At 71.6% G+C, this 25,849-nt stretch carries 23 protein-coding genes; all 23 read left to right on the plus strand.

What is annotated here, in order from left to right; all coding sequences use genetic code 11:
* Window positions 1-11 precede the first annotated feature (11 nt).
* Window positions 12-1,646, plus strand: a complete 1,635-nt coding sequence (locus ACIRB1_RS05505) for an acyl-CoA dehydrogenase family protein (protein ID WP_403464643.1) — start codon at window positions 12-14, stop codon at window positions 1,644-1,646.
* A gap of 206 nt (window positions 1,647-1,852) precedes the next feature.
* Window positions 1,853-3,142 carry a GAF domain-containing protein gene (locus tag ACIRB1_RS05510; RefSeq protein ID WP_352177761.1) on the plus strand — a complete coding sequence of 430 codons (1,290 nt, stop codon included), beginning with the start codon at window positions 1,853-1,855 and terminating at the stop codon, window positions 3,140-3,142.
* Window positions 3,143-3,342: 200 nt separating this feature from the next.
* Complete coding sequence (locus tag ACIRB1_RS05515; RefSeq protein WP_403464644.1) at window positions 3,343-4,602, plus strand: hypothetical protein; 1,260 nt, start codon at window positions 3,343-3,345, stop codon at window positions 4,600-4,602.
* Window positions 4,603-4,647: 45 nt separating this feature from the next.
* A complete protein-coding gene (locus tag ACIRB1_RS05520; RefSeq protein WP_403464645.1) occupies window positions 4,648-5,220 on the plus strand; it encodes a GNAT family N-acetyltransferase in 573 nt (190 codons plus the stop codon).
* Between the two features lie 127 nt (window positions 5,221-5,347).
* Window positions 5,348-5,431 carry a putative leader peptide gene (locus ACIRB1_RS05525; RefSeq protein WP_309500612.1) on the plus strand — a complete coding sequence of 28 codons (84 nt, stop codon included), beginning with the start codon at window positions 5,348-5,350 and terminating at the stop codon, window positions 5,429-5,431.
* 130 nt (window positions 5,432-5,561) lie between these two features.
* Window positions 5,562-7,259 carry a nitrite/sulfite reductase gene (locus ACIRB1_RS05530; RefSeq protein WP_352177765.1) on the plus strand — a complete coding sequence of 566 codons (1,698 nt, stop codon included), beginning with the start codon at window positions 5,562-5,564 and terminating at the stop codon, window positions 7,257-7,259.
* Window positions 7,260-7,290: 31 nt separating this feature from the next.
* Window positions 7,291-7,470, plus strand: a complete 180-nt coding sequence (locus tag ACIRB1_RS05535; protein ID WP_033281522.1) for a hypothetical protein — start codon at window positions 7,291-7,293, stop codon at window positions 7,468-7,470.
* Window positions 7,467-8,177, plus strand: coding sequence for a phosphoadenylyl-sulfate reductase (locus ACIRB1_RS05540; protein ID WP_352177766.1), 711 nt, complete (start codon window positions 7,467-7,469; stop codon window positions 8,175-8,177). Before ACIRB1_RS05535 ends, ACIRB1_RS05540 begins: the two co-directional genes overlap by 4 nt.
* 23 nt (window positions 8,178-8,200) lie before the next feature.
* A complete protein-coding gene (gene cysC / locus ACIRB1_RS05545) occupies window positions 8,201-8,737 on the plus strand; it encodes an adenylyl-sulfate kinase (RefSeq protein ID WP_403464909.1) in 537 nt (178 codons plus the stop codon).
* Complete coding sequence (cysD, locus tag ACIRB1_RS05550) at window positions 8,734-9,672, plus strand: sulfate adenylyltransferase subunit CysD (RefSeq protein ID WP_403464646.1); 939 nt, start codon at window positions 8,734-8,736, stop codon at window positions 9,670-9,672. Before cysC ends, cysD begins: the two co-directional genes overlap by 4 nt.
* A 2-nt stretch (window positions 9,673-9,674) precedes the next feature.
* On the plus strand, window positions 9,675-11,009 hold the full coding sequence (locus tag ACIRB1_RS05555; RefSeq protein ID WP_403464647.1) for a sulfate adenylyltransferase subunit 1: 1,335 nt from the start codon (window positions 9,675-9,677) through the stop codon (window positions 11,007-11,009).
* 235 nt (window positions 11,010-11,244) lie between these two features.
* Window positions 11,245-12,357: an aliphatic sulfonate ABC transporter substrate-binding protein gene (locus ACIRB1_RS05560; RefSeq protein ID WP_352177770.1), complete on the plus strand. Its 1,113-nt coding sequence runs from the start codon at window positions 11,245-11,247 to the stop codon at window positions 12,355-12,357.
* Window positions 12,358-12,394: 37 nt separating this feature from the next.
* Window positions 12,395-13,177, plus strand: coding sequence for an ABC transporter ATP-binding protein (locus ACIRB1_RS05565; RefSeq protein WP_403464910.1), 783 nt, complete (start codon window positions 12,395-12,397; stop codon window positions 13,175-13,177).
* The gene (locus ACIRB1_RS05570) at window positions 13,164-14,042 is read left to right on the plus strand and encodes an ABC transporter permease (RefSeq protein ID WP_352177771.1); all 879 of its coding nucleotides are present in this window, start codon (window positions 13,164-13,166) and stop codon (window positions 14,040-14,042) included. Before ACIRB1_RS05565 ends, ACIRB1_RS05570 begins: the two co-directional genes overlap by 14 nt.
* Before the next feature lie 5 nt (window positions 14,043-14,047).
* Window positions 14,048-14,791, plus strand: coding sequence for a sirohydrochlorin chelatase (locus tag ACIRB1_RS05575; protein WP_403464648.1), 744 nt, complete (start codon window positions 14,048-14,050; stop codon window positions 14,789-14,791).
* A 144-nt stretch (window positions 14,792-14,935) separates the two neighbouring features.
* Window positions 14,936-17,101, plus strand: coding sequence for a hypothetical protein (locus ACIRB1_RS05580; protein WP_403464649.1), 2,166 nt, complete (start codon window positions 14,936-14,938; stop codon window positions 17,099-17,101).
* Window positions 17,102-17,104: 3 nt separating this feature from the next.
* Entirely contained in the window at window positions 17,105-18,358 is a 1,254-nt protein-coding gene (locus ACIRB1_RS05585) for a hypothetical protein (RefSeq protein ID WP_403464650.1), read from the plus strand.
* A complete protein-coding gene (locus ACIRB1_RS05590) occupies window positions 18,355-21,141 on the plus strand; it encodes a GTPase-associated protein 1-related protein (protein WP_403464651.1) in 2,787 nt (928 codons plus the stop codon). The genes ACIRB1_RS05585 and ACIRB1_RS05590 overlap by 4 nt, the downstream gene beginning before the upstream one ends.
* Window positions 21,138-22,751, plus strand: a complete 1,614-nt coding sequence (locus ACIRB1_RS05595; protein ID WP_352177776.1) for a hypothetical protein — start codon at window positions 21,138-21,140, stop codon at window positions 22,749-22,751. Before ACIRB1_RS05590 ends, ACIRB1_RS05595 begins: the two co-directional genes overlap by 4 nt.
* Entirely contained in the window at window positions 22,748-22,873 is a 126-nt protein-coding gene (locus tag ACIRB1_RS05600; protein WP_403464652.1) for a hypothetical protein, read from the plus strand. Before ACIRB1_RS05595 ends, ACIRB1_RS05600 begins: the two co-directional genes overlap by 4 nt.
* Window positions 22,874-22,909: 36 nt before the next feature.
* On the plus strand, window positions 22,910-23,575 hold the full coding sequence (locus tag ACIRB1_RS05605) for a tellurium resistance protein (RefSeq protein ID WP_352178272.1): 666 nt from the start codon (window positions 22,910-22,912) through the stop codon (window positions 23,573-23,575).
* The gene (locus ACIRB1_RS05610) at window positions 23,569-24,492 is read left to right on the plus strand and encodes a PP2C family serine/threonine-protein phosphatase (protein ID WP_403464653.1); all 924 of its coding nucleotides are present in this window, start codon (window positions 23,569-23,571) and stop codon (window positions 24,490-24,492) included. Before ACIRB1_RS05605 ends, ACIRB1_RS05610 begins: the two co-directional genes overlap by 7 nt.
* The gene (locus ACIRB1_RS05615; RefSeq protein ID WP_403464654.1) at window positions 24,493-25,830 is read left to right on the plus strand and encodes a protein kinase; all 1,338 of its coding nucleotides are present in this window, start codon (window positions 24,493-24,495) and stop codon (window positions 25,828-25,830) included.
* Window positions 25,831-25,849: the final 19 nt, after the last annotated feature.

Raw genomic sequence — 25,849 nt, forward strand, 5'->3', positions numbered from 1 at the left:
AGGTTCCAGCCATGGCACGCACCACCCACACCGTGACGAACCAGACTCCCCCACTGGTCGGCTACGACGTCTTCACCGCCGACCGTGTCCTCACCGAGGCGGTCGAACGGCACACCCCGCCCGGACTGCTCGACGAGGTCCGGGACGAGCTCTCCGCGCTGGGCCGCGCCGCCGGTTCGGCCCAGCTCCAGGAGTGGGGCGCGCAGGCCAACGAGAACCCCCCGGTCCTGCGCACCCACGACCGCTACGGCCACCGCACCGACGAGGTCGAGTTCCATCCGGCCTGGCACCGGCTGCTCGGCAAGGGCGTGTCGGCCGGGCTGACCGCCGCCTGGGGCCGCCCGGCAGGACATGTCCGCAGGGCCGCCGGGTTCCTGGTGTGGACCCAGGTCGAGGCGGGCAACTGCTGCCCCCTGTCGATGACGCACGCGGCGGTGCCCGCCCTGCGCGCCGACCCGGCGCTCGCCGCCGAGTGGGAGCCACGGCTGACCTCGACGGTCTACGACCGTGAACTGCGGCCCGCCCACCTCAAGGCCGGTGCGGTCTTCGGGATGGGCATGACGGAGAAGCAGGGCGGCAGCGACGTCCGCGCCAACACCACGGAGGCACACCCGCTCGCCGAGGACGGGACGTACGAGCTGACCGGCCACAAGTGGTTCTGCTCGGCTCCCATGTCCGACGGTTTCCTCGTGCTCGCGCGGGCACCGGGCGGGCTCACCTGCTTCCTCGTCCCCCGGGTGCTGGCCGACGGCACCCGCAACGTGTTCCTCCTCCAGCGTCTCAAGGACAAGCTGGGCAACCGGTCGAACGCCTCCGCCGAAGTCGAGTTCGACGGCACCTGGGCGCGCCGGGTCGGCGACGAGGGGGCCGGGGTGCGGACCATCATCGGGATGGTCGCGGCGACCCGGCTCGACTGTGTGCTCGGTTCGGCCGGGCTGATGCGGCAGGCCGTCGCGCAGGCGGTCCACCACGCCGCCCACCGCGAGGCGTTCGGCTCCACGCTCATGGACAAGCCGCTGATGCGCAACGTCCTGGCCGACCTCGCCCTGGAGTCGGAGGCGGCCACCGCCCTCGGACTGCGGCTCGCGGCGGCCTACGACGACGGTGGCGAACAGGAGGCGGCGTTCCTGCGGTTGGCCGTCCCGGCCGCCAAGTACTGGGTGACGAAACGCTGTTCACCGGTCACGGTCGAGGCGGCCGAGTGCCTGGGCGGCAACGGCTATGTGGAGGAGTCCGGACTGCCGCGCCTGGTACGGGAGTCACCGCTCAACTCGATCTGGGAGGGCGCGGGGAATATCCAGGCCCTCGACGTACTGAGGGCGTTGCGGCGCGAACCGCAGGCGCTGAACGCCTTCCTGATCGAGGTCGGCCGGGTGCGCGGCGCCGATCACCGGCTCGACGGCGCCATGAAGAACCTGCTCGCCGAATTCGCCGACCTGGAGGGCATCGAGGGCCGCGCCCGGCGCCTGGTCGAGCGGATGGCGCTCGTCCTCCAGGGGGCGCTGCTCGTCCAGTACGCGCCGCCCGAGGTCGCCGACGCCTTCTGCGCGTCCCGGCTGGGCGGCGACTGGGGTACCGCGTTCGGCACCCTGCCGCCGAGCCTGGACCTCACGTCGATCGCCGAGCGGGCCCGGCCGACGGTCTGAGACACACCGGCACAACGCGAGGGTGGTGCTGCGCCGACACGGCACCACCCTCGCAGCGTGGGACAAGTTTCAGACACCGTCCGGCCCTTCACCAGGGTTGCAGAGGGTTGCAACTTGGCCCCTTCTGTGTGCGGACTGTCTCCCTCCGTCACCGTGGAGCGGCACTATGAGAACAACAGTCGATACGGGACCGGAGAGAGAGACCCATGGCGAACCCGGCGGTCGGCCGGACGTGGCGCACCACTGTCGACGCGGCTCGGACGGCCCGGATGCTCAGCGACGCCCGGCACACCACGCTCTCCGGACAGCGCGCCCGCACCCCGCCGCGCCCGTTGATCGAGGCGTCCTGGGAGCGCGCGCTGCGCGGCGGAACCCGCCCCGACCACGATCTGCGCACCGGGCTGCTCTCCCTGGAGGAGGTGGAACGGCGGCGCGGCGCAAGCCCGTTGCGGCACGTCCTGCCGGTGCTGCGCGAGGGGCTGGTGTCGGTCGCGGACGCCGCCCACCACATCGTGCTGGTCGCCGACGACGAGGGCCGCGCGCTGTGGCGGGAGGGCAGTCCCGCCGTGCTGCGCAAGGCCGACGAGGTGGGCATCGAGGTCGGCACGGACTGGCGCGAGGAGGTCGTCGGCACCAACGGCCTGGGCACCCCGGCGGTCGTACGACGGCCGGTGCAGATCTTCGCCGGTGAGCATCTCTCGCACGCGCTGGCCGCGTTCACCTGCGCGGGCGCGCCGATCACGGACCCCAGGGACGGCCGGCTGATCGGCGTCGTCGATGTCAGCGGCCCGCTGGAGACCATGCATCCGGCGACCCTCGCCTGGGTCGACTCGGTGGCCAAGCTCGCCGAGGCCCGGCTGCGGGAACTGCACATGACCTCGCTGGAGCGGCTGCGCGCGGTGGCGGCGCCGGTCCTGCCCCGGATCGGCGGACAGGCCCTGGTGGTGGACCGGGACGGCTGGACCGCCGCGGTCACCGGCATGCCCTATGTGAAGCGGATCGCGCTGCCCAAGGCGCCTTCGGAGGGCCGCCGTTGGGTGCCCTCGCTCGGGCTGTGCTCGCTGGAGCCGCTGGCCGGGGGCTGGTTGGTCCGCGTCGCCGACGAACCGGTGCCCGGGGGCGCCGTCCGGATCGTGCTCGACCTGGCGCTGCCGCGCCGCTGGTCGGTGACGGTGTCCGGCAGCGCGGGTTCCTGGACCCATGAACTGAGCCCGCGGCACGCCGAGTTGCTCTACCTCCTGGCCCTGCACCGCACCGGCCGCAGCGCCGCGGACCTCGCCGAGGACATGTTCGGCGACCCGGGCCGCACGGTGACGGTGCGTGCCGAGCTGTCGCGGGTCCGGCGCTATCTCGGGGCGGTCCTGGAGCACCGGCCGTACCGTTTCCGGGAGGACGCCGAGGTGGAGGTGGTGCTGCCGGACGACCCGCGCAGGCTGCTGCCGCACTCGACGGCACCCGGGGTGGCCAGGGGGCGGACGTCGGCCCACGCGCCGTAGCGGAGCGGGGAACGCGGGTCGGGGTGCTGCCGCGGACAGGTGGCGCAAAAGGCGCGTCCGGCGGCATCTTCCGCATATTTGCAGGGTCTTACCCATGCGGGGGCCATGACTGCCGTAGCATCCCTCTACGGGCCACCCCACCTGCTCCCTGGTCAACGCACGGATCACCAGGCGCAGTTGGCTCGCCTCGGGAGGACACTATGAGTGCACGTGGGCGACACCGCCGGCGCAAGCGGGGCAGGGCGCTGCGCGCCGTGCTGGCCGGGGCCGCGCTCGGCCTCACCGCGGCCGCGACGATGATCAGCGCCTCGCAGGCCACGGTCGGTTCCGATCCCGGGGCGCTCAAGCCCCTCACCTCGGCCTCCGACCTGGGCGCGTTGCAGCTGAGGGAGCGTCTGGAGCCACAGCGGTCCCTGGACCGGCTCGCTTTGGCGATGGGCCGGCCGGTCGGTGTCGACGCCGTCCTGAAGAGCGCCGACCACACCATGCGCGACGCCGCGGACTGCACGACCGGGGAGAAGTCGGCGCTGCCCGTCGAACCGGCGGCCACGCACGCGTACTGCTGGGACAGCGGCGATGCGGCCGACCCGGCCTGGACACCCCGCTCGGTGACCACCTCGGGCGACGCCGACGAGGACGGCTGGTGGGGCTCGAACCGGGTGATCCTCTCCGGCTGGACCGCGAATACCCGCGGCCTGGCCCGGGTCGCCTTCGTGAACGCCGCCGACCCCGCCCGCCTCACCTACACCTGGGCCCTGCTCGCCGTACCGACCGACGGCGGACGGGACTATCACGCGCTCGTCTCCACGATCTCCGGCATGGTCTGGTATCAGGACAAACTCCTGGTCACCACCAGCGGCGGGAGACGCGACGCGCTGTACGTGTACGACATGAACCGCATCCAGCGGACCACGGTGACGGCCGGCGCGGTCGGCCGGGTGCGCGAGGGCTGGTCGGCCGCCGGGTACCGGTATGTGCTGCCCGCCGTCGGGTCGTACCGGCTGAGCGGCGGCACGGCGGCCGTGCGGCCGGTGGGTCTCTCCCTGGACCGTGGCAGCGTTCCCGACAGTCTGGTCGCGAGCGGCGCGAAGCGGCTGTGGCGCTATCCCTTCAGCCAGGACCCGGCGCGGCCGGGGCTGCTCGCCACCGACTCGGCGGGGCGCGCGGTGCCCGAGGAGGCGTACGCGACGAAGGCCGGTGGTACAGGGGGCGTACTCGCGAACGGGTCCGCCTGGTACGTGGGCGGCGCGCCCGGCAAGGACGACGCGCGCGGTTCGCTGTGGCGCCAGGACACCAGCGACGCGAAGGCCACCGAGTGCGGGGCCGACGACACGCACCGGTGCTGGAGCGCGCAGACCGACTCCCTCTCCTACTGGCGGGAGACCGGCGACGTCTGGTCGGTGGCCGGGCGGATGCTGTTCGCCCTGCCGTTGACCTCGATCGACAGCTCGCTCGGATGATCACCTGATCGACAGATCCCTCGGCAGGATGATTCCCTGACGGTCATGACGAACATGCCCGTGACCACCTGGTCCCTGGAGCAGACCGACCCGAGCGACCTCCTCCCGGCCATCGCGCCGGACGGGGACGTCTCGATCGTCCGCTCCGAGGTGCCCTCCCCCGAGTTCAGCCGCTATCTGTACGCGTCCGTGGGCGGGGACATCCTCTGGATCGACCGGCTGCACTGGACGTTCGCGCAGTGGCAGGAGTACCTGGACCGGCCGGGCGTGGAGACCTGGGTCGTGTACGACCGGGGCACGCCCGCCGGGTACGTGGAACTGGAGCCGCAGGACGACGGCGTCGTCGAGATCGTCTACTTCGGTCTGATCCCCGCCTTCCGCGGCCGCCGCCTCGGCGGTCACCTCCTCTCCTACGGCGCCGCCCGCGCCTGGGACCTCGCCGACCGCTGGCCCGGCCTGTCCCCCACCAAGCGGGTCTGGCTGCATACGTGCAGCCTGGACGGGGTGCACGCGATGGACAACTACCAGCGGCGCGGCTTCAGGCTCTTCGACACAGAGGTCGAGGAGGTGCGGCCGGCGCCGACGCCGGGCCCCTGGCCGGGGGCCTACCCTGTCTGACCTGCGCCGACAAGACGGCGTGCGCGGCTTGTGACCGAGGACACCCTTGTCTCACATAGCGGGACCAGGGTGTCCGCATGACGGACGAAGCTGGACTGTGTCCAGAACGCCGTGACACGCTTCCGTCATGTCCGGAACTGGAATTGCCTTGGTGAGTCGGCGGCACGTCGACCTCGGCCGCATGTCCAGCGCCATCTGTCCGGCGGGCTAGCCCGAGCCGCAGCACCGCCGGATTCCCCCGTATCTGCCCCGCCTTGCGCAATGATGCGCACGTATGCCCACATGCGCCCGTACGCGCAGGTCAGAGCCGATCACCCGCCTGTCCCGGAGGACGTAGAACCATGGCCGCCACCCCTGAGAACCCTGCCGCCGCAGCGCCCCGCCGCAAGGTGAGCCGTCACCGCGGCGAGGGACAGTGGGCAGCCGGACACTTCACCCCGCTCAACGGCAACGAGCAGTTCAAGAAGGACGACGACGGTCTCAATGTGCGGACACGCATTGAGACGATCTACTCCAAGCGCGGTTTCGACTCGATCGACCCGAACGACCTGCGCGGCCGGATGCGCTGGTGGGGGCTGTACACCCAGCGCAAGCCCGGGATCGACGGCGGCAAGACCGCGATCCTGGAGCCGGAGGAGCTGGACGACAAGTACTTCATGCTGCGCGTCCGCATCGACGGCGGCCGGCTGACCACGGAGCAGCTCCGGGTGATCGGCGAGATCTCGCAGGAGTTCGCGCGCGGCACGGCCGACCTCACCGACCGGCAGAACGTGCAGTACCACTGGATCCGCATCGAGGACGTGCCCGAGATCTGGAACCGCCTGGAGGCGGTCGGTCTCTCCACCACCGAGGCCTGCGGTGACACGCCCCGCACCATCCTCGGCTCCCCGGTCGCCGGCATCGCCGAGGACGAGATCATCGACGGCAGCTCCGCGATCGACGAGATCCACCGCCTGTACATCGGCAACAAGGAGTTCTCCAACCTCCCGCGCAAGTTCAAGACGGCGATCTCCGGCTCCCCGCTCCTGGACGTCGCGCACGAGATCAACGACATCGCGTTCGTCGGCGTGAACCACCCCGAGCACGGCCCCGGTTTCGACCTGTGGGTCGGCGGCGGCCTGTCCACCAACCCGAAGATCGGCGTCCGGCTCGGCGCCTGGGTCCCGCTGGACGAGGTCCCGGACGTGTGGGCCGGCGTGATCGGCATCTTCCGCGACTACGGCTACCGGCGGCTGCGCACCCGCGCCCGCCTGAAGTTCCTCGTCGCCGACTGGGGCCAGGAGAAGTTCCGGCAGGTCCTGGAGGACGAGTACCTGAAGCGCAAGCTCGTCGACGGCCCCGCACCGGCGCAGCCGGTCCAGCGCTGGCGCGACCACGTCGGCGTCCACCGCCAGCAGGACGGCCTGTTCTACGTCGGTTTCGCCCCGCGCGTCGGCCGCGTCGACGGCACCACGCTTACGAAGATCGCCGACCTGGCGCAGGCGCACGGCTCCGGCCGGCTCCGCACCACCGTCGAGCAGAAGATGATCGTGCTCGATGTCGAGGAGAGCCGGATCGAGTCGCTGGTCGAGGGCCTCGAAGCGCTCGGCCTCACCGCCAGGCCCTCCCCCTTCCGGCGCGGCACGATGGCCTGCACCGGCATCGAGTACTGCAAGCTCGCCATCGTCGAGACCAAGCAGCGCGGCATCACGCTCATCGACGAACTGGAGCGCCGCATCCCGGAGTTCGACGAGCCGATCACCATCAACATCAACGGCTGCCCTAACGCCTGCGCCCGTATCCAGGTCGCGGACATCGGCCTCAAGGGGCAGTTGGTCCTCAACGACCAGGGCGAGCAGGTCGAGGGCTTCCAGGTGCACCTCGGCGGCGCCCTCGGTCTGGAGGCCGGCTTCGGCCGCAAGGTCCGTGGTCTGAAGGTCACTTCGGAGGAACTGCCCGACTACGTCGAGCGGGTCCTCACCCGGTTCCAGGAGGAGCGCGAGGACGGCGAACGGTTCGCCGCCTGGGCCACCCGCGCCTCCGAGGAGGCACTGTCGTGAGCGGCAGCGAACGACAGCGAAAGGAGGGGCCATGAGCGAGCGGGCCGCCCCCTTCTACTGCCCCTACTGCGGTGACGAGGACCTGCGTCCCAGCGAGCAGGGCCATGGCGCATGGGAATGCGCGGCATGCAATCGGGCCTTTCAGCTGAAGTTCCTCGGGCTCCTCGCCCGGGGCCTTCGGCAGACCGACGCAGGGGGAGACGAGATATGACGGCGACTCAGAAGGTGCGCCCCACCGACGACGTGAAAGCCCTGGCCGAGCAGGCGGGCCGCGACCTGGAGGACGCCTCCGCGCTGGAGATCCTCCAGTGGGCGGTCGCGACCTTCGGCAAGCAGTTCTGTGTGACCTCCTCGATGGAGGACGCGGTGGTCGCCCACCTCGCCTCCCGCGCGATGCCCGGCGTCGACGTGGTGTTCCTCGACACCGGCTACCACTTCCCGGAGACCATCGGCACCCGCGACGCGGTCGAGGCCGTGATGGACGTCAACGTCATCACGCTCACCCCGCGCCAGACCGTCGCCGAGCAGGACGCCGAGTACGGCCCCCGGCTCCACGACCGCGACCCGGACCTGTGCTGCAAGCTCCGCAAGGTCCAGCCGCTTGAGCAGGGCCTGACCAAGTACGCGGCCTGGGCGACCGGACTGCGCCGCGACGAGTCCCCGACCCGGGCCAACACCCCGGTCGTCGGCTGGGACGAGAAGCGGCAGAAGGTCAAGGTCTCCCCCATCGCGCGCTGGACCCAGGACGACGTGGACGCCTACGTCGCCGAACACGGCGTCCTCACCAACCCGTTGCTGATGGACGGCTACGCGTCCGTCGGCTGCGCGCCCTGCACCCGCCGGGTGCTGGAGGGCGAGGACGCGCGCGCCGGCCGCTGGGCGGGGCGCGGGAAGACCGAGTGCGGGCTGCACGAATGACCACCACCGACAAGGAGTTGCACGTGACGACCGGAGCCACCGTCTGGCTCACGGGTCTGCCGAGCGCCGGCAAGACCACCATCGCGTACGAGCTGGCGGGCCGGCTGCGCGAGGAGGGCCGCCTCGTCGAGGTGCTCGACGGCGACGAGATCCGCGAGTTCATCTCGGCGGGCCTCGGCTTCACCCGCGAGGACCGGCACACCAACGTGCAGCGCATCGGCTTCCTGGCCGAACTGCTCGCCCGCAACGGTGTGTTGGCGCTCGCCCCGGTCATCGCGCCGTACACCGACAGCCGTGAGGCCGTCCGCAAGCGGCACCAGGAGAGCGGCACCGCCTACGTCGAGGTGCATGTGGCGACCCCGGTCGACGTGTGCTCCGTACGCGATGTGAAGGGTCTCTACGCCAAGCAGGCCGCCGGCGAACTGACCGGACTCACCGGGGTCGACGACCCCTACGAGGAGCCCGAGTCGCCGGACCTGCGGATCGAGTCGCAGCACCAGACCGTGCAGGAGTCGGCGGCGGCCGTCCACGCGCTGCTCACCGAGAGGGGACTGGCATGACGACGACCGTTGCCACGGCCGACGAGGGTACGGACACGCCGTACGCCCTCTCGCACCTGGACGCGCTGGAGTCGGAGGCGGTGCACATCTTCCGTGAGGTGGCGGGTGAGTTCGAGCGGCCGGTGATCCTCTTCTCCGGCGGCAAGGACTCGATCGTGATGCTGCACCTCGCGCTGAAGGCGTTCGCGCCGGCGCCGGTGCCGTTCTCGCTGCTTCATGTGGACACCGGACACAACTTCCCCGAGGTCCTTGAGTACCGGGACCGTGTGGTCGCCGCACATGGACTGCGGCTCCATGTGGCCTCCGTACAGGACTACATCGACCGCGGTGTGCTGCGTGAACGCCCCGACGGGACCCGCAACCCCCTCCAGACGCTCCCGCTCACCGAGAAGATCCAGAGCGAGAAGTTCGACGCCGTGTTCGGCGGCGGTCGTAGGGACGAGGAGAAGGCACGCGCCAAGGAACGGGTGTTCAGCCTCCGCGACGAGTTCTCGCAGTGGGACCCGCGCCGACAGCGCCCCGAACTGTGGAACCTCTACAACGGACGCCACGCACCTGGCGAACACGTCCGCGTCTTCCCGCTCTCCAACTGGACCGAACTGGACGTCTGGCAGTACATCGCCCGCGAAGGCATCGAGCTGCCGCAGATCTACTTTGCGCACGAGCGTGAGGTGTTCAGCCGCGCCGGGATGTGGCTGACCGCAGGTGACTGGGGCGGGCCGAAGGAGACCGAGACGGTCGAGAAGCGGCTCGTGCGATACCGGACCGTCGGTGACATGTCGTGCACCGGCGCCGTCGACTCGGACGCGGTGACGCTGGAGCAGGTCATCACCGAGATCGCCGCCTCCCGGCTGACCGAGCGGGGCGCGACGCGCGCCGACGACAAGCTGTCCGAGGCCGCGATGGAAGACCGCAAGCGCGAGGGGTACTTCTAACCATGAGCACCATCACGACCGAGGAGCTCTCGGCCACCACGCTGCTGCGGTTCGCCACGGCGGGCTCCGTCGACGACGGCAAGTCCACCCTCGTGGGACGGCTGCTGCACGACTCCAAGTCGGTCCTCACCGATCAACTGGAGGCCGTGCGGCGGGTGTCGGCCGACCGCGGCCAGGACGCACCCGACCTCGCCCTCCTCACCGACGGCCTGCGCGCCGAACGCGAGCAGGGCATCACCATCGACGTCGCCTACCGCTACTTCGCCACGCCCCGGCGCCGGTTCATCCTCGCGGACACGCCCGGTCACGTGCAGTACACCCGCAACATGGTGACGGGTGCCTCCACGGCCGAGCTGACGGTGGTCCTGGTCGACGCGCGCAACGGTGTCGTCGAGCAGACCCGGCGGCACGCGGCGATCGCGGCCCTGCTGCGCGTCCCGCACGTCGTCCTCGCGGTCAACAAGATGGACCTGGTCGAGTACAAGGAGACCGTGTTCGCCGCGATCGCCGAGGAATTCACGGCGTACGCAAGCGAGTTGGGCGTCCCGGAGATCACCGCGATCCCGATCTCGGCGCTGGCCGGCGACAACGTCGTGGAGCCGTCCGCGAACATGGACTGGTACGGCGGGCCGACCTTCCTGGAGCACCTGGAGTCGGTGCCGGTCGCGCACGACCTGAGCCACTGCCACGCGCGGCTGCCCGTGCAGTACGTGATCCGGCCGCAGAACGCGGAGCACCCGGACTATCGCGGGTACGCGGGTCAGATCGCCGCCGGTACGTTCCGTGTCGGTGAGTCCGTGACGGTGCTGCCGTCCGGGCGGGCCACCAAGATCTCCGGCATCGACCTGCTCGGCAAGCCGGTGCGGGCCGCGTGGACCACGCAGTCGGTGACCCTCCTGCTCGAGGACGACATCGACATCTCGCGCGGCGATCTCATCGTGCCCAGCAAGGACGCCCCGGCGACCACGCAGGACATCGAGGCGACCGTCTGCCACGTCGCCGACGCGCCGCTCACCGTCGGCCACCGGGTGCTCCTCAAGCACGGCACCCGCACGGTCAAGGCGATCGTCAAGGACATCCCGTCCCGGCTCACCCTCGACGACCTGTCCCTGCACCCGCATCCGGGACAGCTCATCGCCAACGACATCGGCCGGGTGAAGATCCGCACCGCGGAGCCGCTGCCGGTCGACTCGTACGCGGACTCGCGCCGCACGGGCTCCTTCATCCTGATCGACCCGGCCGACGGCACGACGCTCACCGCCGGCATGGTCGGCGAGTCGTTCGCGGCGCCGGAGCCGGTCAAGGACGGTACGGACGACGACGGTTGGGACTTCTGACATGACGTCCACCGACTTCTACTCCACGTTCGCGAAGGAGGGCGGCCGCGTCGGCAGCGGCGCCCTCGGCAGCGGGCAGGGCGGGGTGGCGCGATGTGCGCGCTGACGTACGCGCACCGCTTGCGCGCCCAGTCCCCCCACCCGACGTCCCGGACGCGACGAAAACGAAGACCTGCCGACCTCCCGGCCACGACCTGAGACCGTGACCGCCGGGCCAACGAGAGGAACACCTCCCGTGCCTGCCAACCGCTCGACATTCCTGCGCCGCGGCATAGCCGTGGTCGCCGCGCTCCCTCTGCTCACCCTCGCCGCCTGCGGTTACGGGTCGGACTCCAAGAGCACCAACTCCAAGGAGAAGGTGGCCGCCGGGTCCTCGAAGATCGAGGGTCTCGACTCCGTGAAGATCGGCTACTTCGGCAACCTGACCCACGCGACCGCACTGGTCGGCCGTGAACAGGGCCTGTTCCAGAAGGAGTTGGGCGCCACCAAGGCGGACTACGCGACCTTCAACGCGGGTCCCTCCGAGATCGAGGCGCTCAACTCGGGCTCCATCGACATCGGTTGGATCGGCCCCTCCCCCGCGATCAACGGCTACACCAAGTCCGACGGCAAGAGCCTGAAGATCATCGGCGGTTCGGCGTCGGGCGGCGTCAAGCTGGTCGTCAACCCGAAGAAGATCAAGTCCCTGAAGGACGTCAAGGGCAAGAAGATCGCGACGCCTCAGCTGGGCAACACGCAGGACGTGGCATTCCTCAACTGGATCGCGGACCAGGGCTGGAAGGTCGACGCGCAGAGCGGCAAGGGTGACGTCACCGTCGTCCGTACCGACAACAAGATCACCCCGGACGCCTTCAAGGCCGGTTCGATCGACGGCGCCTGGGTGCCGGAGCCGACCGCGTCGAAGCTGGTCGCCGAGGGCGGCAAGACGATCCTCGACGAGGCGTCGCTGTGGCCCGACAAGAAGTTCGTGATCACGAACATCATCGTGTCGCAGAAGTTCCTCAAGGCGCACCCGAAGGTCGTCGAGGCGGTCCTGAAGGGCTCGGTCGCGGCCAACAAGTGGATCAACGCCAACCCGACGGCGGCGAAGGCCGCGGCGAACAAGCAGCTGGAGGCCGACTCCGGCAAGGCGCTGAAGGCCAACGTCCTCGACCCGGCGTGGAGTTCGATCCAGTTCACCAACGACCCGCTGGCCTCCACCCTCAACACCGAGGCGGAGCACGCGGTCAAGGCGGGCCTGCTGAAGAAGCCCGACCTGAACGGGATCTACGACCTGACGATCCTGAACAAGGTCCTCAAGGCCGACGGTGAGAGCACCGTCGACGCCGCCGGCCTCGGCACGAGCTGACCGAGGAATCCCGATGACTTCCCAGGAGGTGACGACCATGGCCACGACCCTCGCCCAGGAAACGACCGCGTCGGTCGAGCACGCGGCACGCCTTGAGCATGTCTCGAAGTCCTTCGCGACACCGGGCGGGCAGCAGCTCGTCCTGGACGACATCACCATCGATGTCGCGCCCGGCGAGTTCGTCACCCTCCTGGGGGCCTCGGGCTGCGGCAAGTCCACGCTGCTGAACCTGGTGGCGGGCCTCGACAAGCCCACCACCGGGTCCATCACGACGGACGGCCGCCCCGCGCTGATGTTCCAGGAGCACGCCCTGTTCCCCTGGCTCACCGCGGGCAAGAACATCGAACTCGCCCTGAAGCTCAGGGGAGTTCCGAAGGAGGAGCGGCGCGGCAGGACCGAGGAGCTGCTCGACCTGGTCCGGCTGCCGGGCGCGTACGGCAAGCGGGTGCACGAGCTGTCGGGCGGTATGCGCCAGCGCGTCGCCATGGCCCGCGCGCTCGCCCAGGAGAGCCGCATCCTGCTGATGGACGAGCCGTTCGCGGCGCTGGACGCCATCACGCGGGACGTCCTGCACGACGAACTCACCCGTATCTGGGGCGAGACGGGCCTGTCCGTCCTGTTCGTCACGCACAATGTGCGCGAGGCCGTACGCCTCGCGCAGCGGGTGATCCTGCTGTCCTCGCGGCCCGGCCGGATCGCCCGTGAGTGGACGGTCGACATCCCGCAGCCGCGCCGCATCGAGGACGCGCCCGTGGCCGAACTGTCCCTTGAGATCACCGATGTACTGCGTGGGGAGATCCGCCGTCATGGCCAGCACTGAGACGACGACGGTCAAGGACGGCGGGAGCGTCGAGGCCGGTCTTGACGCTCTGGAGACCACGGTCACGGGCCGTACGACCTTCCGGCAGACATTCGTCAACAAGATCTTCCCGCCGATCGTCGCCCTCGCGGTGGTCCTGGTGGTCTGGCTGATCCTGACCCCGATCGTCGACGACCCGAGCAAGCTGCCCTCGCCGGGCGCCGTGGGCACCGAGTTCAAGAACGCCTGGCTGGCGGGCGATCTGCTCGGCTATATCTGGACCAGCGTCTCCCGCGGTCTGCTGGGCTTCTTCTTCGCGCTGCTGATCGGCACCCCGCTGGGGCTGCTGGTGGCGCGGGTGAAGTTCGTGCGCGCGGCGATCGGCCCGATCCTGTCCGGCCTCCAGTCGCTGCCGTCGGTGGCGTGGGTGCCGCCGGCCGTGATCTGGCTGGGTCTGAACAACTCGATGATGTACGCGGTGATCCTGCTCGGCGCGGTCCCCTCGATCGCCAACGGCCTGGTGTCCGGCGTCGACCAGGTGCCGCCGCTGTTCCTGCGGGCGGGCCGCACGATGGGCGCGACCGGTGTCAAGGGCATCTGGCACGTCACACTCCCGGCGGCACTCCCCGGCTATGTGGCGGGCCTGAAGCAGGGCTGGGCGTTCTCCTGGCGCTCGCTGATGGCGGCCGAGATCATCGCCCAGTTCCCCGATCTGGGCGTGGGGCTCGGCCAGTTGCTGGAGAACGGCCGTACCAACAGCGACATGGCGATGGTCTTCGAGGCCATCGTCCTGATCCTGTTCGTCGGTATCGCCATCGACCTGCTGATCTTCAGCCCGCTGGAGCGGTGGGTCCTGCGCAGCCGCGGTCTCCTGGTGAAGAGCTGAGTCCCATGTACGACAGCAAGCCGGTCCTCCTCGTCATCGCCCACGGCAGCCGCGACCCGCGGCACGCGGCGACCGTCCATGCCCTCGTCCGCCGGGTACGGTCGCTGCGGCCGGGGCTTCGCGTGGAGACCGGCTTCCTGGACTTCAACATCCCATCCGTACAGGGCGTGTTGGAGTCCCTCGCGGCGGAGGGTGTCCAGGACGTCGTGGCGCTCCCGCTGCTCCTGACCCGCGCGTTCCACGCGAAGGCGGACATCCCCGCGGTCCTGCGGGACGCGCCGCCGAGGCTGCGGATCAGGCAGGCGGAGGTGCTGGGCCCCTCTCCCCTGTTGTTGCGTGCCCTCGAACGGCGGCTCTACGAAGCCGGGTTGACGCCCTCCGACAAGTCCACGACCGGGATCGTGCTGGCCTCGGCGGGGTCCACCGACCCGGAGGCGATCGCGGTGATCGACGGCCTCGCGCGGGAGTGGCGGCACACCGGCTGGCGTGCCGTACGGCCCGCGTTCGCCTCGGCGGCGCTCCCCCGCACCGAGGACGCGGTCCGTGAACTCCGGGCGCTGGGCTGCTCCAAGGTCGCGGTGGCGCAGTACGTTCTGGCTCCCGGCTTCCTGCCTGATCGCATCGCGCGCGGAGCAGCCGAGGCAGACGTCCTGGGGAATGTCCTGGGCGCCGCCCCGGAAGTCGCCGCCCTCGTGCTGAAGCGGGTCGACGCCGCCATACCTCGTACAGCGCTTTCGCGCATCGCCTGAGACCACGCGCGGGCCCGCTCCTCACCGCCGTGGCCGCATAGCGCGTCACAGGTCCGACCTGCCCGGATTCACGAAAAGGGGTCCCCCTGGGGCCGCGGATCTGCTGGGATGGTTCCTCGCGGAGCAAGCGGGGGAGCAGCGCACGTGAAGGGTCGGAACTTCGGGCATCACTTGGGGCTGCCCCGGGCATTGTCCGGGCTGCCGCTGAGTCCTCTCGTGGCGTCCTACGGCGAGCTCCTGTCCGCCCAACACGCGCTCGGCTTACGGCACTTGGGCGAGGTGCTGCTGCCGCCCGGCGCCGGTGGGCTGAGTGTGCTCGACGGGGTGTACGTGCCGTCGGGCGGACGCGGGCGCCGACGCGTGGACGTCGCGTTCCTGGAGGATCTCGCCCGTGCCGCGACCCCGACCGCCAAGCTCGCCCGGCTGCTGGCCGAGGCGCAGCGGCATGATCCGCAGGCCGTGCGCAGGGTCGTGCTCTATCAACTGATCGGGCTGCTCCAGGACCGGCCGGTGAAGGAACGTCCCGACGCCGCGGCCCAGTTGGGTGTGCACGCCGACGAGGTCGGCGGGCTCGTGGCGGCGGCCCGGCTGCGCCCCCTGCTGGACAAGCGGGAACGGCAGGCCGCCGAGTCCCTCGCCGGGGCCTGGGAGCAGCACCGGCTGCACCGGGTCCGCACCCTGCTGGAACGGCTGCCGAACGGCACCGACGACCCGGCGCTGCGGTCGCTGCGGACCGAACTGGACCTGCGGTTCGCGGTGGTCGACGGGGCGCTGCTCGCGGCGCGGCGGGCCGAGCGGGAGCGGGACACGGAGACCGCCGGCGCGGAGTATCTGCGCGCGCTGCGTGAAGTCGCCGACGACCGGCGGGCGTTGCGCGGCCTGGTGCGGGCGCATCGGCCGCGGACCGGTGAGCCGGCCGCCCTGGATGCCGAACTCGGCCTGGACCATGTGCGGTTGACATGGGACGAGTCGGGCACGGACGGCGGCTGGCGGCTGCTGTGTCTGTACCGCGACGAGCGGGGTACGCCCACGGTCCGTGCAGTGGCCGCGCGCGACGAGGCGTTGGCGCTCGGGAGCGCCGTGCGCTATGCCGCTCTTCCGCTGCGCGAGGGACTCGTGGACGGTCCGCCCCTCGTCTCTCATCGGCTCCTGGTCACCCCGGAGGTGGAGGCCCTCTCCCTGACGGACGGGCCGGAGCGGATCGAGGGCACCTGGAAGCGTCCGCCGGGCGCCACGGACGTGACGGTCGAGCGCACCGGGCCGGACGCCGGGGACGGCCAACTCATTCTCCGGGCCGAGGGGTTCACCGCCACAGGCATCCCACCCGGCCGCCACTCCGTCCGCGTCGTCTGCCACTACCGCTCCCCCGGCGGACAGCCCGTCACCTCCGCCGGCGTCCGCGCCACCCGCACCGTCCACCCCTGGCCGTCCCCCGTCCGCGCCCTCACCGCCCGGCCCGAGGGCGACGCCGTCCGGTTCGCCTGGACGGGCGTGGAGAAAGGGGAGATGCGGCTGGTGGAGTGGCCCGGCGAGGTCCCCTCACCCGGCGCCGAACTGCACACACGGGACCTGCCGACCGGGCTCGGCTGGCCCGAGCGGGACGGCGCGCTGTGTCCGCCGCCCGGTCTGCGGGTCCGGGTCGCCGCCGTCGCCGTCCTCGGGGAGCGGGCGCTGGCCGGTCCCACGGTGGATGTCGAGGTGCTGCGGCCGGTGACCGGGCTCACCGCGCGGCGGCTGCCGGGCGGTGAGGCGGAGGTCTCCTTGGACTGGCCCGGTGACACCCCTCACCTCAGGGTGAGTTGGGACGCCGGTGAGCGCAGTGTCACCGCGCACGCCTACCGGCGGGGTGGACTGCGGCTGCCCGTGGGGCCGGGGGCCGTGCGCGTGCGGGTCACCGCCGCGCCTCAGGTCCCGGGTGCCACCGTGGTCGTACCGGACGCGGCCGAGGTGCTGTTGCCGCCCGACGCGGCCATCGGGTATCAACTGGTGCGCGCGCCGCGCCGGTTGCTCGGCAGGGGGCGTCCCCTGCTGCGGGTCACCCTGTCCGTGCCGGCGGGCGGCGATCCGGGCGACGCCCCCGAGTTCGTGTGCGTCGCACGCAGTGGCACCCTCCGGCCGCGCAGCGCGGCCGACGGCACCACCCTGGTGCGCATCCCCGGCACCGATCTGCTCCGACTCGGCACGGTGGAGCAGGAGTTGCCGGCCGCGCCCTGCCCGGCGCCGTACACCTTGCGCGGCTTTCTGCTGGGCGAGCACGCGGCATCCGTACGACTCGAAGAACCGTCCCCCGCGACCCTGGTGGTGCGCTGAGCCATGACGACCGTCATCTGCCCCTACTGCTTCGCCCGCGCCTCGGCGGCCAAACTGCCCTACCGGTGTCTGATGACCCCGAGCGGCGTGCGCGGGGGCATGCCCTGCGGGCCCGAACGGGACGACGTCTGGGCCGGGTTCGTGGGTCCCGGCGTGAATCCGGCGGCCCTGCTGCGGGGGCCGGTGTTCGCCCCGGCGCGCGGGATGACCGCGCTGGCGTCCGGGCTGCGCTCCGGCTCCGGCAGCAGCGTGCCCTGCCCGGCCTGCGGCGTGACCACGACCGTCCGGGTGTGCTCGTCCTGCCACAGCGACCTGCCCAGCGACTACTGCGACCAGGACAGCCGCATCATCGCGCTGGTCGGCGCGAAGGCCTCCGGCAAGAGCACGTATGTGTCCGTGCTGGTCAACGAGTTGAACCAGCGGGTCGGGCAGGCCTATCACGCCTCGCTGGCGGCGATGGGGCAGTCCACCCAGCAGCGGGACCGGGAGATGGCGGAGGATCTGTACGAGCGGCTTCGGCTGCCGGACGCGACCCGTCCGGCGGCGCTCGGCTTCAACGACCCGCTGCTGTATCGGCTGAGTGTGCCCCGGCACGGAAGATTCGGCAACGGCACCCGCCACACCACGCTGGTCTTCTTCGACGCGGCCGGCGAGGACCTCGCGGGAGCCGAGGCGATGGACCGGTACACGCGCTATCTGAGCGCGGCCGACGGCATCATCCTGCTGGTGGACCCCCTGCAACTGGGCTCCGTGCGCGACCGGTTGCCGCTCCAGGACGGTCCGCCGCTGCCCACGGTGGAGACCCCGCCGCAGCAGATCGCCGCCGATCTGGCCGCCCAGTTGCGCGCTCACGGCAAGGGTGGTTCACGGGGGCGGGTGAGCACGCCGATCGCGGTGGCGGTGACGAAGGCGGACATGCTGAAGCCGCTGCTGGACCCGCATTCGCCGGTGCTGCGCAACGCCCACCATCCGGAGGGCACCTACGACGAGGACGACCGGCTCACCGTGCACGAGGAGATCCGCTCGCTGATGGCGGACTGGGACTCGGGGGCGCTGATGCGTCAACTGGAGCTGGACTTCGACCGGTTGTCGATGTTCGGGCTCTCGGCGCTGGGTGCGCCGCCGCCCGCCGACGCGCCCGCGGACGTACCGAAGTCGGGGCCGCAGCCGGTGCGGGTGGAGGATCCGCTGCTGTGGCTGCTGGCGCTGCGCGGGGTGCTGCCGGTCCGTACCGCCGGGAAGGGACGACTCAAGTGACCCTGGCCCAACTGCACTACACCTCGGCGCCGCCCGGCCCCGACGGCTCCGGCTTCCGTTTCACCGCGGTCAGCGCGGGAGTTCCGCAGGGGCTGTTGCGGGAGGCCGAGCAGCTCATCGGGTACGAGCCGCCGCGCGACTGCCCGGCCCGGCCGGACGCCGAACAGCTCAAAGGGTTCCCGAAGGCCTTCAGCTTCAGTGAACTCTCCGACGGTGGGCGGCTGTTGAGCCGCTCGGTGTATATCGGCGCCGACTACAGCGGACGCTGGGGCAACTTCCACGCGCACGCAGTGCATCTGCCGGCCGGTACCCGGCTGCCGGACGGGGTGCTGCCCATCACCGCCTGGGAGTCGCCGCGCTGGGCGGACACGACGCCCCCGGGCGGTCGGCCACAGCCGGTGGACCGCATCGAGCCGTCCGGGCTGCTCCGCAAGGACGCGCTGGTCGCGTTCGCGGTGTCCCGGGCCGGGTGGCTCGCGCCGTTCTTCGCGGATCTGCGGGCGGTGGCCGCCGATCCGGGTGCCGGGCAGATCGTGGTCGTGGAGCACGACAGCGCCGATGTGGCCCAGTGGATCGCGCTCGCCTGCGCGGTGCTGCCCCGCGAACAGGCGCACCGGCTCACCTTCACGACGTACACCCGCCGCCCCCAGCAGGCCCGCCAGCAGCTCGTCGGCTCGCTGCCGTCCTCGGAGTCGGTCGCCCACGACCACCGCTACCGGGTCCACGACTGCACCGGGCAGCAGCCATCCGGGCCGGTCACCGACACCTGGGCCGAGGTGTGCGCCCGCATCTGGCGCGCGGGCCGCCCCGACCTGTTCCACAACACCCCGGACGACCTGGGCCAGTTGGCGGCGACGGCGCTGATGGTGGGCATCGCCCTGCGCCCGGACGGCCGTACGGCGGCGGCCCGTTGGGCGACCGAACAGGCGGGCGCCCTGTCCGACGAGGTGCTCACGGCACTGGTCGCGGGGCTGTGCGAGGAGCCCCCGGCGAGTTCGGGATGGGCGGACTCCCGTGACCCGGCAGGCCACCGACAGGAAACACCGTCCGCCCCCGGCCTGGCGGACCACGGGCAGGCAGCACCGTCGTCCCCTGCCGCGGTGGACGACGAACAAGCCGCGCTGGCCGCCCTGTTGGCCCGGCTGGACGGGCAGGTGCCGGCCGTCGTGTCGGCGCCGCTGGCCGCCCGGGTGCTGGCGTCGGCGGTGCTCGGCAAGGGACCGGTGCCCGCGCTGCGGGCCGGGTCCCTGACCCCCCGGGCCCATGACGAGCTGGCCCGCGATCTGACGCCCGCCCTGCGGGCCGGACTCGCCGACCCCGCGGAGCCGCCCGCAGGACGACCGCTCGCACTGCTGCGGGTCGCGGACCTCCTCGGCATCGACTGCCAGGACCAACTCCCGCAGCTGGCCGGGCGATTGGCGAGGGAGTTGGTGAGCGAGCGGACTCCCGAGCCCGGTCCGGAGGGCGACCGGAGCCGGTCACGGGACCTCCGGCCGCCGGGACAGCCGAACCCGGACCAGTGGCCCCGCACGGGCGCGGACGCGCCGCATGCCCCACCGCCACCTGCGCACGCCCCGCGCACGCCCGGGCAGCCGGGCCCCGCTGATCCCTGGCGGCCCGCCCCGCCGGCCCGCACCCCGCAGGCACCCGGACAGCCCGGGCCCGCCGGTCCCCCGGAGAACGACGCCCGTCCCCCCGTGGGCTGCCCGCCCGCGCTGCTCGACGCGGTGCATGCCCATCCCGGGTTGCGGGTGGCGCTGTTCGGGTCGCTCAACGCGCTGGCCGCGGCCGAACCGGCCGCCGTGGCGCGGGCGTTGACGGGCTCCGGACTGCCCGTGAACCTCCAGCCCGGTTTCCCGCATCTGCGCATGTGCGTGACGCCCGTCGGGGGACGCGACCGGCTCGCGCGGTTCCGTGAGGTGCTGCGGACGGCAGGTGTCTCGCCGCTGGCCGACCCCGCCGTGCTGCGCACCGCCCTCGGCCTCACCTGGCCCGGCGAGCTGCCGACGGGCCTGGAGGCGAGCCTGCTGCTGAACGAGCTGGGCTCCGACACCCATCGCGCGGCCGGCACCCGGGACCTGTTGATCGAGGCCGCCCTCACCGCGCCCCCGGACGACCGTGACGTACCGGCGCTCGCGGAGGACCTGCTGCGCTGCTTCAGCACGGAGCTGCTGCCCGGACAGCGCGCGGCCCTGCTTCTGCTGGAGCTGGCCGGACTGTTGGGCACCGAGGGGGAGAGCGACGAGTGGGTCACCCGAGTGCTGAATCTGAGGAACGGAGCCGCCGAGCCGGTGCCGGACCCGGTCGTCGACCGTGCCTTCCAGGTCCTCGCGTGGCGGCTCCTCGAAGGACAGGTGCCGACCAACGAGCTGTACGCGCTCGCCCGTTCGGGTGAAACGCGACTGCTGGAGACGTACGAGAAGGCGGGCCGTTCGGACCGCGTGGGCGACCGGCTGCGGACCTCGCCGGCGTATGTCGCCGCCCGGTTCTGCGACTGGAGCGCGTTCGCGGGAACCCATCCGACCTGGGACGAGACCCGGACCGCCCTGCTCTCCAAGGTGCTGCGGCCGGTCGTGCGGGCGCTGCCCGCCGAGGACCAGACCGAGGTCGAGGCGGTGCTCGGCCGGACCGGCCGGGGCACGCTCGACGCGTACCGCGCCTGGAACCGCCCCGGCGCGCTGGGGCGTCTCGCGGGACGGCTGTCCGGACGGGGACGGCGCCCCGACCAGACCGAGGTGTGGCCAGGGGACGTGCAACCACCGACCGACGGAGGCCGCCGATGAGCGCCGCCTCACCCCTGCTGATCCCGGCCGTCTGGACCGGGCTCGTCGCGGTCGGGCTGTGCCTGGGCCGGGCGCTGTGGGTGTTCCTGTGGATCGGCACCCGGGCCGTGTGGCAGGGCCTGGGCCCCCGGCAGCCGGGCCGCCCCGACCAGCGCGTCCCGCTCGTCGCCGCGGGCGCCGAGCCCGCCCATCTCGGCTACTACTGGCGGCAGTTGTGGGTGGACGCGGGGACGGCCGGCACCTACGGGATGCGGGTCGTGTGGACGACCTTCCGCGATGTGTGGCTGCGCCGGACCGTACGGAACCTGTTCCTCGGCCGGCACCCGTCGGGCCGTCGTGGCCGGGCGCCGATCAACCGCTTCGGGTACATCGTCCTCGTGGCGCCCGGCACCTTCGTGGGCGCGGTGCTCGGCGCGGTGCTCTCCACCGTCCTCCTCGGTGTGTCCCTGCTGTACTTCGGGCTGCTGGTCGGCCTGGTGTGGCTGGGCTGCGCGACGGCGGTCCCGGTGCTGCGCGGGGTGGAACGCGGCTGGGCGCTGACCCGCGGCATCCGCGTCAAGTGCCCCTATCCGGGCTGCTATCGCCCGGTCCCGCTGGCCGTGCACCGCTGCTCCGGCTGCGCGAAGCCCCACACGTCGCTACGGCCCGGACGGTACGGCGTGCTGGGGCACGGCTGTGTGTGCGGGCTCCGGCTGCCCACCACCCGGCTCGCGGGGCGCGGCAGGCTCACCGCGCTCTGTCCGTACTGCGACCGGGTGCTGCCCGGGATCGTCGGCACCACCCGTGTCGTGCACGCCCCGCTCGTGGGCGGCACGTCCTCCGGCAAGACGATGCTGATGGCGGCCATGGTCGAGGGCCTGCACGCCTGGGCCCGGCACGGCGACCTGAGCGTCGACTACGCCTCCGCCGACGACCGGCGGACGTTCAACGACCTCAACCAGGAGCTGAACAGCACCGGTTGGGCCCACGCCACCACCGGTGGCCAGCCGCGCGCCCTGATGCTGACGGTGACCCGCGGCCGACGTCGCCGGCTGCTCTATCTCTACGACCCGATGGGCGAGTCGGTGAGCGATGCCGAACGGGTGCGCGCCCAGAAGTACTTGGAGCACACGCACGGCGTCGTCCTGGTCGCCGACGTGCTGGCCGACCTCAAGGTGCGCGGACGGCTGCTCGCCACCGAGGACGCCGAACGGGTCGGCGCGGCCCGCCCGTCCACGCAGGGCCCGTGGGAGACGTACCAGCGGCTCACCGGTGAACTGAACGCGCTGACCGGCCGTCGGCGCGGGCGGCTGTCGGTGGCCACCGTCGTCACCAAGCGGGATGTCCTGGACCAGTTGGCCACGCTGCCGAAGCCGGGGGCGCGCGTCGATTCCTGGCTGACGGAGATCGGTCTCGGCGGACTCGTCCGGGCGCTCGGGCACGACTTCAAGGAGGCCCGCTACTGGGCGGTGAGCGCCCACGCCGCCACCGGCACCGGACCGCTGGAGAGCGAGCAACGCCGCGCCGCCGAGCCGGTGTTGTGGCTGCTCGCGACCTCGGGGCTACGGACCGCCGCACTCACCGGCACACCTGGTACCGAACCGCAGAAGAAGAGGTACAGCCCGGCATGACGAAGGTGACCCCACCGGTCGGACACGGACGGCGGCTGCTGGCGGGCCTGTTCGTCACCTCGCTGGTGCTCACGGCGACCACCCTGACCTACTTGGCCTATCAGTTCCTCCCCAACTCATAGAAAGGACACGGAGTGAGCGACATTCCCGGCGGGCCCATGGCGAACCGGCCGGTCCACTTCATCTGGCTGCTCGACTGCTCGTACTCGATGCAAGGTGAGAAGATCGGCCAGCTCAACTACGGGATCAGAGAAGCGATCCCGGAGATGCGGTCGGTGGCGCACGACAACCCGGCGGCCCAACTGCTGCTGCGGACCGTGACGTTCTCCACCACGGCTCAGTGGTTGCACCAGACCCCGGTCCCGGTGGACGATTTCACCTGGCAGGACATCGTGGTGGACGGCATGACCAATCTCGGTGAGGCCCTGCACCTGGTCTCGCGCGAGTTGCAGACTCCACCGATGCCGCAGCGCGCGCTGAAGCCGGTGCTGGCGCTGGTGTCGGACGGGGTGCCCACGGACGACTGGCGGGCGGGCCTGAAGGCGATCGACGCGACACCGTGGGGCCGCAAGGCGGTACGGGTCGCGATCGCGATCGGCGCCGACGCGGACCGCAGTGTGCTCCAGGAGTTCCTGGGCAACCCCGAGTTGCAGCCACTGGACGCCAACAGCCCCAAACAACTGGCTGCGGCGATCCGTTGGGCGTCGACGGCGGCGGTCAAGGCCGCCTCGCAGCCGGTCGCGGGCGGTTCGTCCGGCCCGGCCCTCACCAAGCAGCCGTATGCGCCGCCGGTCATCGACGACGACGATGACGACGTGTGGTGACGCACTCGGTGCGACGGTGGGAGACGCTGGCCGACAGCGTGATGGGCGTCGGGAAGAAGCGCAACCAGGACTGGTACGCGTGCCACGGCTCCGGTTCCGGCGAGGACCCGCTGCTGCTGGCGGTGGCCGACGGACACGGCTCGGCCCGCTACACCCGGAGCGAGATCGGCGCGCGTTTCGCCGTGGACCGCTTCGTGGGCAGGGCCGAGCTGTTCGCCCAGGCGGCCCGCGACTGCCATGAACCGGGCCGCCTGGCCCGGCTGATGACCTACGCCCGCGACGACTTCCCACGCGCCCTCGTGCAGGACTGGCGCGAGACGGCCCTCGGCCACTGGGACCGCCACCGCCCGGTCGCCGACGCGGGCACACCGGAACCACGACAGAGCGAGAAACTCCTGCTCTACGGCACGACGCTGATCGGCGCCGTGCTGACGCCGTGGCTGTTCGTCGCCTGGCAGATCGGCGACGGCGATCTCGCGGTGGTCGAGCACGACGGCACGTTGAACCGGCCGCTGGCCCCGGCCGAGGAGGCTCTCGGCGACGAGACGGAGTCGCTGTGCGGTCCGGAGGCGTGGAGCGCGGTGCGGATGCACTGGGCGCCGGTGTTCGACCAGGCCCGCACACCGCGTCTGGTGGTCCTGTCGACGGACGGCCTGTCGAAGAGCTTCGCCTCGGCCGAGGGCTACCGGCAGTTCGTGGCGGGACTGGACGGCCGGCTGGCGTCGGACGGCAGCGAGGGGGTCCGCGAAGTGCTCCCCCAATGGCTGGAGCAGGCCTCGAAGTACTCGGGCGACGACACGACCCTGGCGGCGGCGCTGCGGCATGTGTCGACGGTGACGGGCGGCCCGCCGGACCTCGCCCCGGACCCCTCTGTGGAGGTCTCGCCCACGGATACGGAACGGAAGACGGAGACATAGATGAGCGGCATGCTCGACAGCGGTACGCGGCTGACCGCGCAGAACGGCGAAGAGATCCAGATCGTCGACATGCTGGGCGCGGGCGGCCAGGGCGAGGTGTACCGGGCCAGGACCCCGGGCGGCGACAAGGCCCTCAAGTGGTACTACCCGACCTGTGCGACCCCGGAACAGGACGCGATCGTACGGGAGTTGGTGGAGCGGGACTTCGACGACGACCGGTTCCTGTGGCCCGAGGCGTATGTGCCCGCGTACAAGGGGTCGTTCGGGTATCTCATGGGGCTGCGCCCGGACCGCTTCAAGGGGCTGCCCGCGCTGTTCCGGCGTCAACTGCGCACCTCACCGCGCGCGTTGCTGACGGCGTGCCTGTACATGGTGGAGGCCTACCAGGCGCTGCATTCACGGGGCATCGCCTACCGGGACATCTCCTGGGGCAACATCTTCTTCGACCCGGACACCGGTGACGTGCTGGTCTGCGACAACGACAACGCGGTGGTCGAGGGGGACGTCAGCGGCATCTCCGGGACGATGGAGTTCATGGCCCCGGAACTGGTCCGCGGCGAGCCGGGAGCCCGCCCGGGCACCCAGTCCGACCTGCACTCCCTCGCCGTGCTGCTGTTCATGTTCCTGATGAACCATCATCCGCTGAAGGGGAAGCGGGAGTTGGGCATTCACTGCCTCGACGAGGCGGCGGAGCGCAAGCTGTACGGCAAGAGCCCGCTCTTCGTCTTCGATCCGGCCGACGACTCCAACGCGCCCGACCCGGTGGAGCACGCGACCGTGCTGGCCACGTGGAGCGCGGCGCCCGGGAAGCTCCAGAACCTGTTCCGCAGCCAGTTCACCGTCGGGATGCGCGATCCGGCGGCCCGGGTCCGCGAGTCGGAGTGGCGGGACGCGCTGCGGGCCGTACTGGACTCGGTCGTGGAGTGCGCCTCGTGCGGCCGGCAGAACATGACGGAGCCGGGCGAGAACCCGCCGCCGCGCGCCTGTTGGGGCTGCGGCACCCGGCTCGTGCTGCCGCCCCGGCTGGTGGTGAGCACTCCCCCGCCGCGCGACGAGCGCCATATCCGGCTGGGCCGGGCGGCCCGGGTGCAGAGCCACCATCTGCGGGCGGAGCCGACCCGGCACGACTGCTCGGACGCAAGTCTGGTCGCCGAGCTGGTCGAACACCCCTCGAAGCCGGGCCGGTTCGGCATCGCGAACCGCTCACAGCAGACGTGGACGGGGACGCGCTCCGACGGCACCTCGCAGCAGGTCGGTCCCGGCCAGACGGTGCCGCTGCGGTCGGGGCTCGAACTGGACCTCGGGAGCGGGGCACGGGCGGTCGTCAGGGCCAAGTGATGTGCGGGGGCGCCCTGTC

The sequence above is a fragment of the Streptomyces sp. NPDC096013 genome, from assembly GCF_044763565.1.
Lineage (GTDB): Bacteria > Actinomycetota > Actinomycetes > Streptomycetales > Streptomycetaceae > Streptomyces.

Excerpts from the sequence above, each read along its gene's own strand:
- ACIRB1_RS05540 (WP_352177766.1), top strand. The coding sequence starts at position 7,467 with ATGACGGCGACTCAGAAGGTGCGCCCCACCGACGACGTGAAAGCCCTG.
- ACIRB1_RS05585 (WP_403464650.1), top strand. The coding sequence starts at position 17,105 with ATGACGACCGTCATCTGCCCCTACTGCTTCGCCCGCGCCTCGGCGGCC.
- ACIRB1_RS05565 (WP_403464910.1), top strand. The coding sequence starts at position 12,395 with ATGGCCACGACCCTCGCCCAGGAAACGACCGCGTCGGTCGAGCACGCG.
- ACIRB1_RS05520 (WP_403464645.1), top strand. The coding sequence starts at position 4,648 with ATGACGAACATGCCCGTGACCACCTGGTCCCTGGAGCAGACCGACCCG.
- ACIRB1_RS05615 (WP_403464654.1), top strand. The coding sequence starts at position 24,493 with ATGAGCGGCATGCTCGACAGCGGTACGCGGCTGACCGCGCAGAACGGC.
- ACIRB1_RS05510 (WP_352177761.1), top strand. The coding sequence starts at position 1,853 with ATGGCGAACCCGGCGGTCGGCCGGACGTGGCGCACCACTGTCGACGCG.
- ACIRB1_RS05600 (WP_403464652.1), top strand. The coding sequence starts at position 22,748 with ATGACGAAGGTGACCCCACCGGTCGGACACGGACGGCGGCTGCTGGCG.
- ACIRB1_RS05535 (WP_033281522.1), top strand. The coding sequence starts at position 7,291 with ATGAGCGAGCGGGCCGCCCCCTTCTACTGCCCCTACTGCGGTGACGAG.
- ACIRB1_RS05575 (WP_403464648.1), top strand. The coding sequence starts at position 14,048 with ATGTACGACAGCAAGCCGGTCCTCCTCGTCATCGCCCACGGCAGCCGC.
- ACIRB1_RS05555 (WP_403464647.1), top strand. The coding sequence starts at position 9,675 with ATGAGCACCATCACGACCGAGGAGCTCTCGGCCACCACGCTGCTGCGG.
- ACIRB1_RS05595 (WP_352177776.1), top strand. The coding sequence starts at position 21,138 with ATGAGCGCCGCCTCACCCCTGCTGATCCCGGCCGTCTGGACCGGGCTC.
- ACIRB1_RS05525 (WP_309500612.1), top strand. The coding sequence starts at position 5,348 with ATGTCCGGAACTGGAATTGCCTTGGTGAGTCGGCGGCACGTCGACCTC.
- ACIRB1_RS05505 (WP_403464643.1), top strand. The coding sequence starts at position 12 with ATGGCACGCACCACCCACACCGTGACGAACCAGACTCCCCCACTGGTC.
- ACIRB1_RS05515 (WP_403464644.1), top strand. The coding sequence starts at position 3,343 with ATGAGTGCACGTGGGCGACACCGCCGGCGCAAGCGGGGCAGGGCGCTG.
- ACIRB1_RS05605 (WP_352178272.1), top strand. The coding sequence starts at position 22,910 with ATGGCGAACCGGCCGGTCCACTTCATCTGGCTGCTCGACTGCTCGTAC.
- ACIRB1_RS05570 (WP_352177771.1), top strand. The coding sequence starts at position 13,164 with ATGGCCAGCACTGAGACGACGACGGTCAAGGACGGCGGGAGCGTCGAG.
- ACIRB1_RS05530 (WP_352177765.1), top strand. The coding sequence starts at position 5,562 with ATGGCCGCCACCCCTGAGAACCCTGCCGCCGCAGCGCCCCGCCGCAAG.
- cysD (WP_403464646.1), top strand. The coding sequence starts at position 8,734 with ATGACGACGACCGTTGCCACGGCCGACGAGGGTACGGACACGCCGTAC.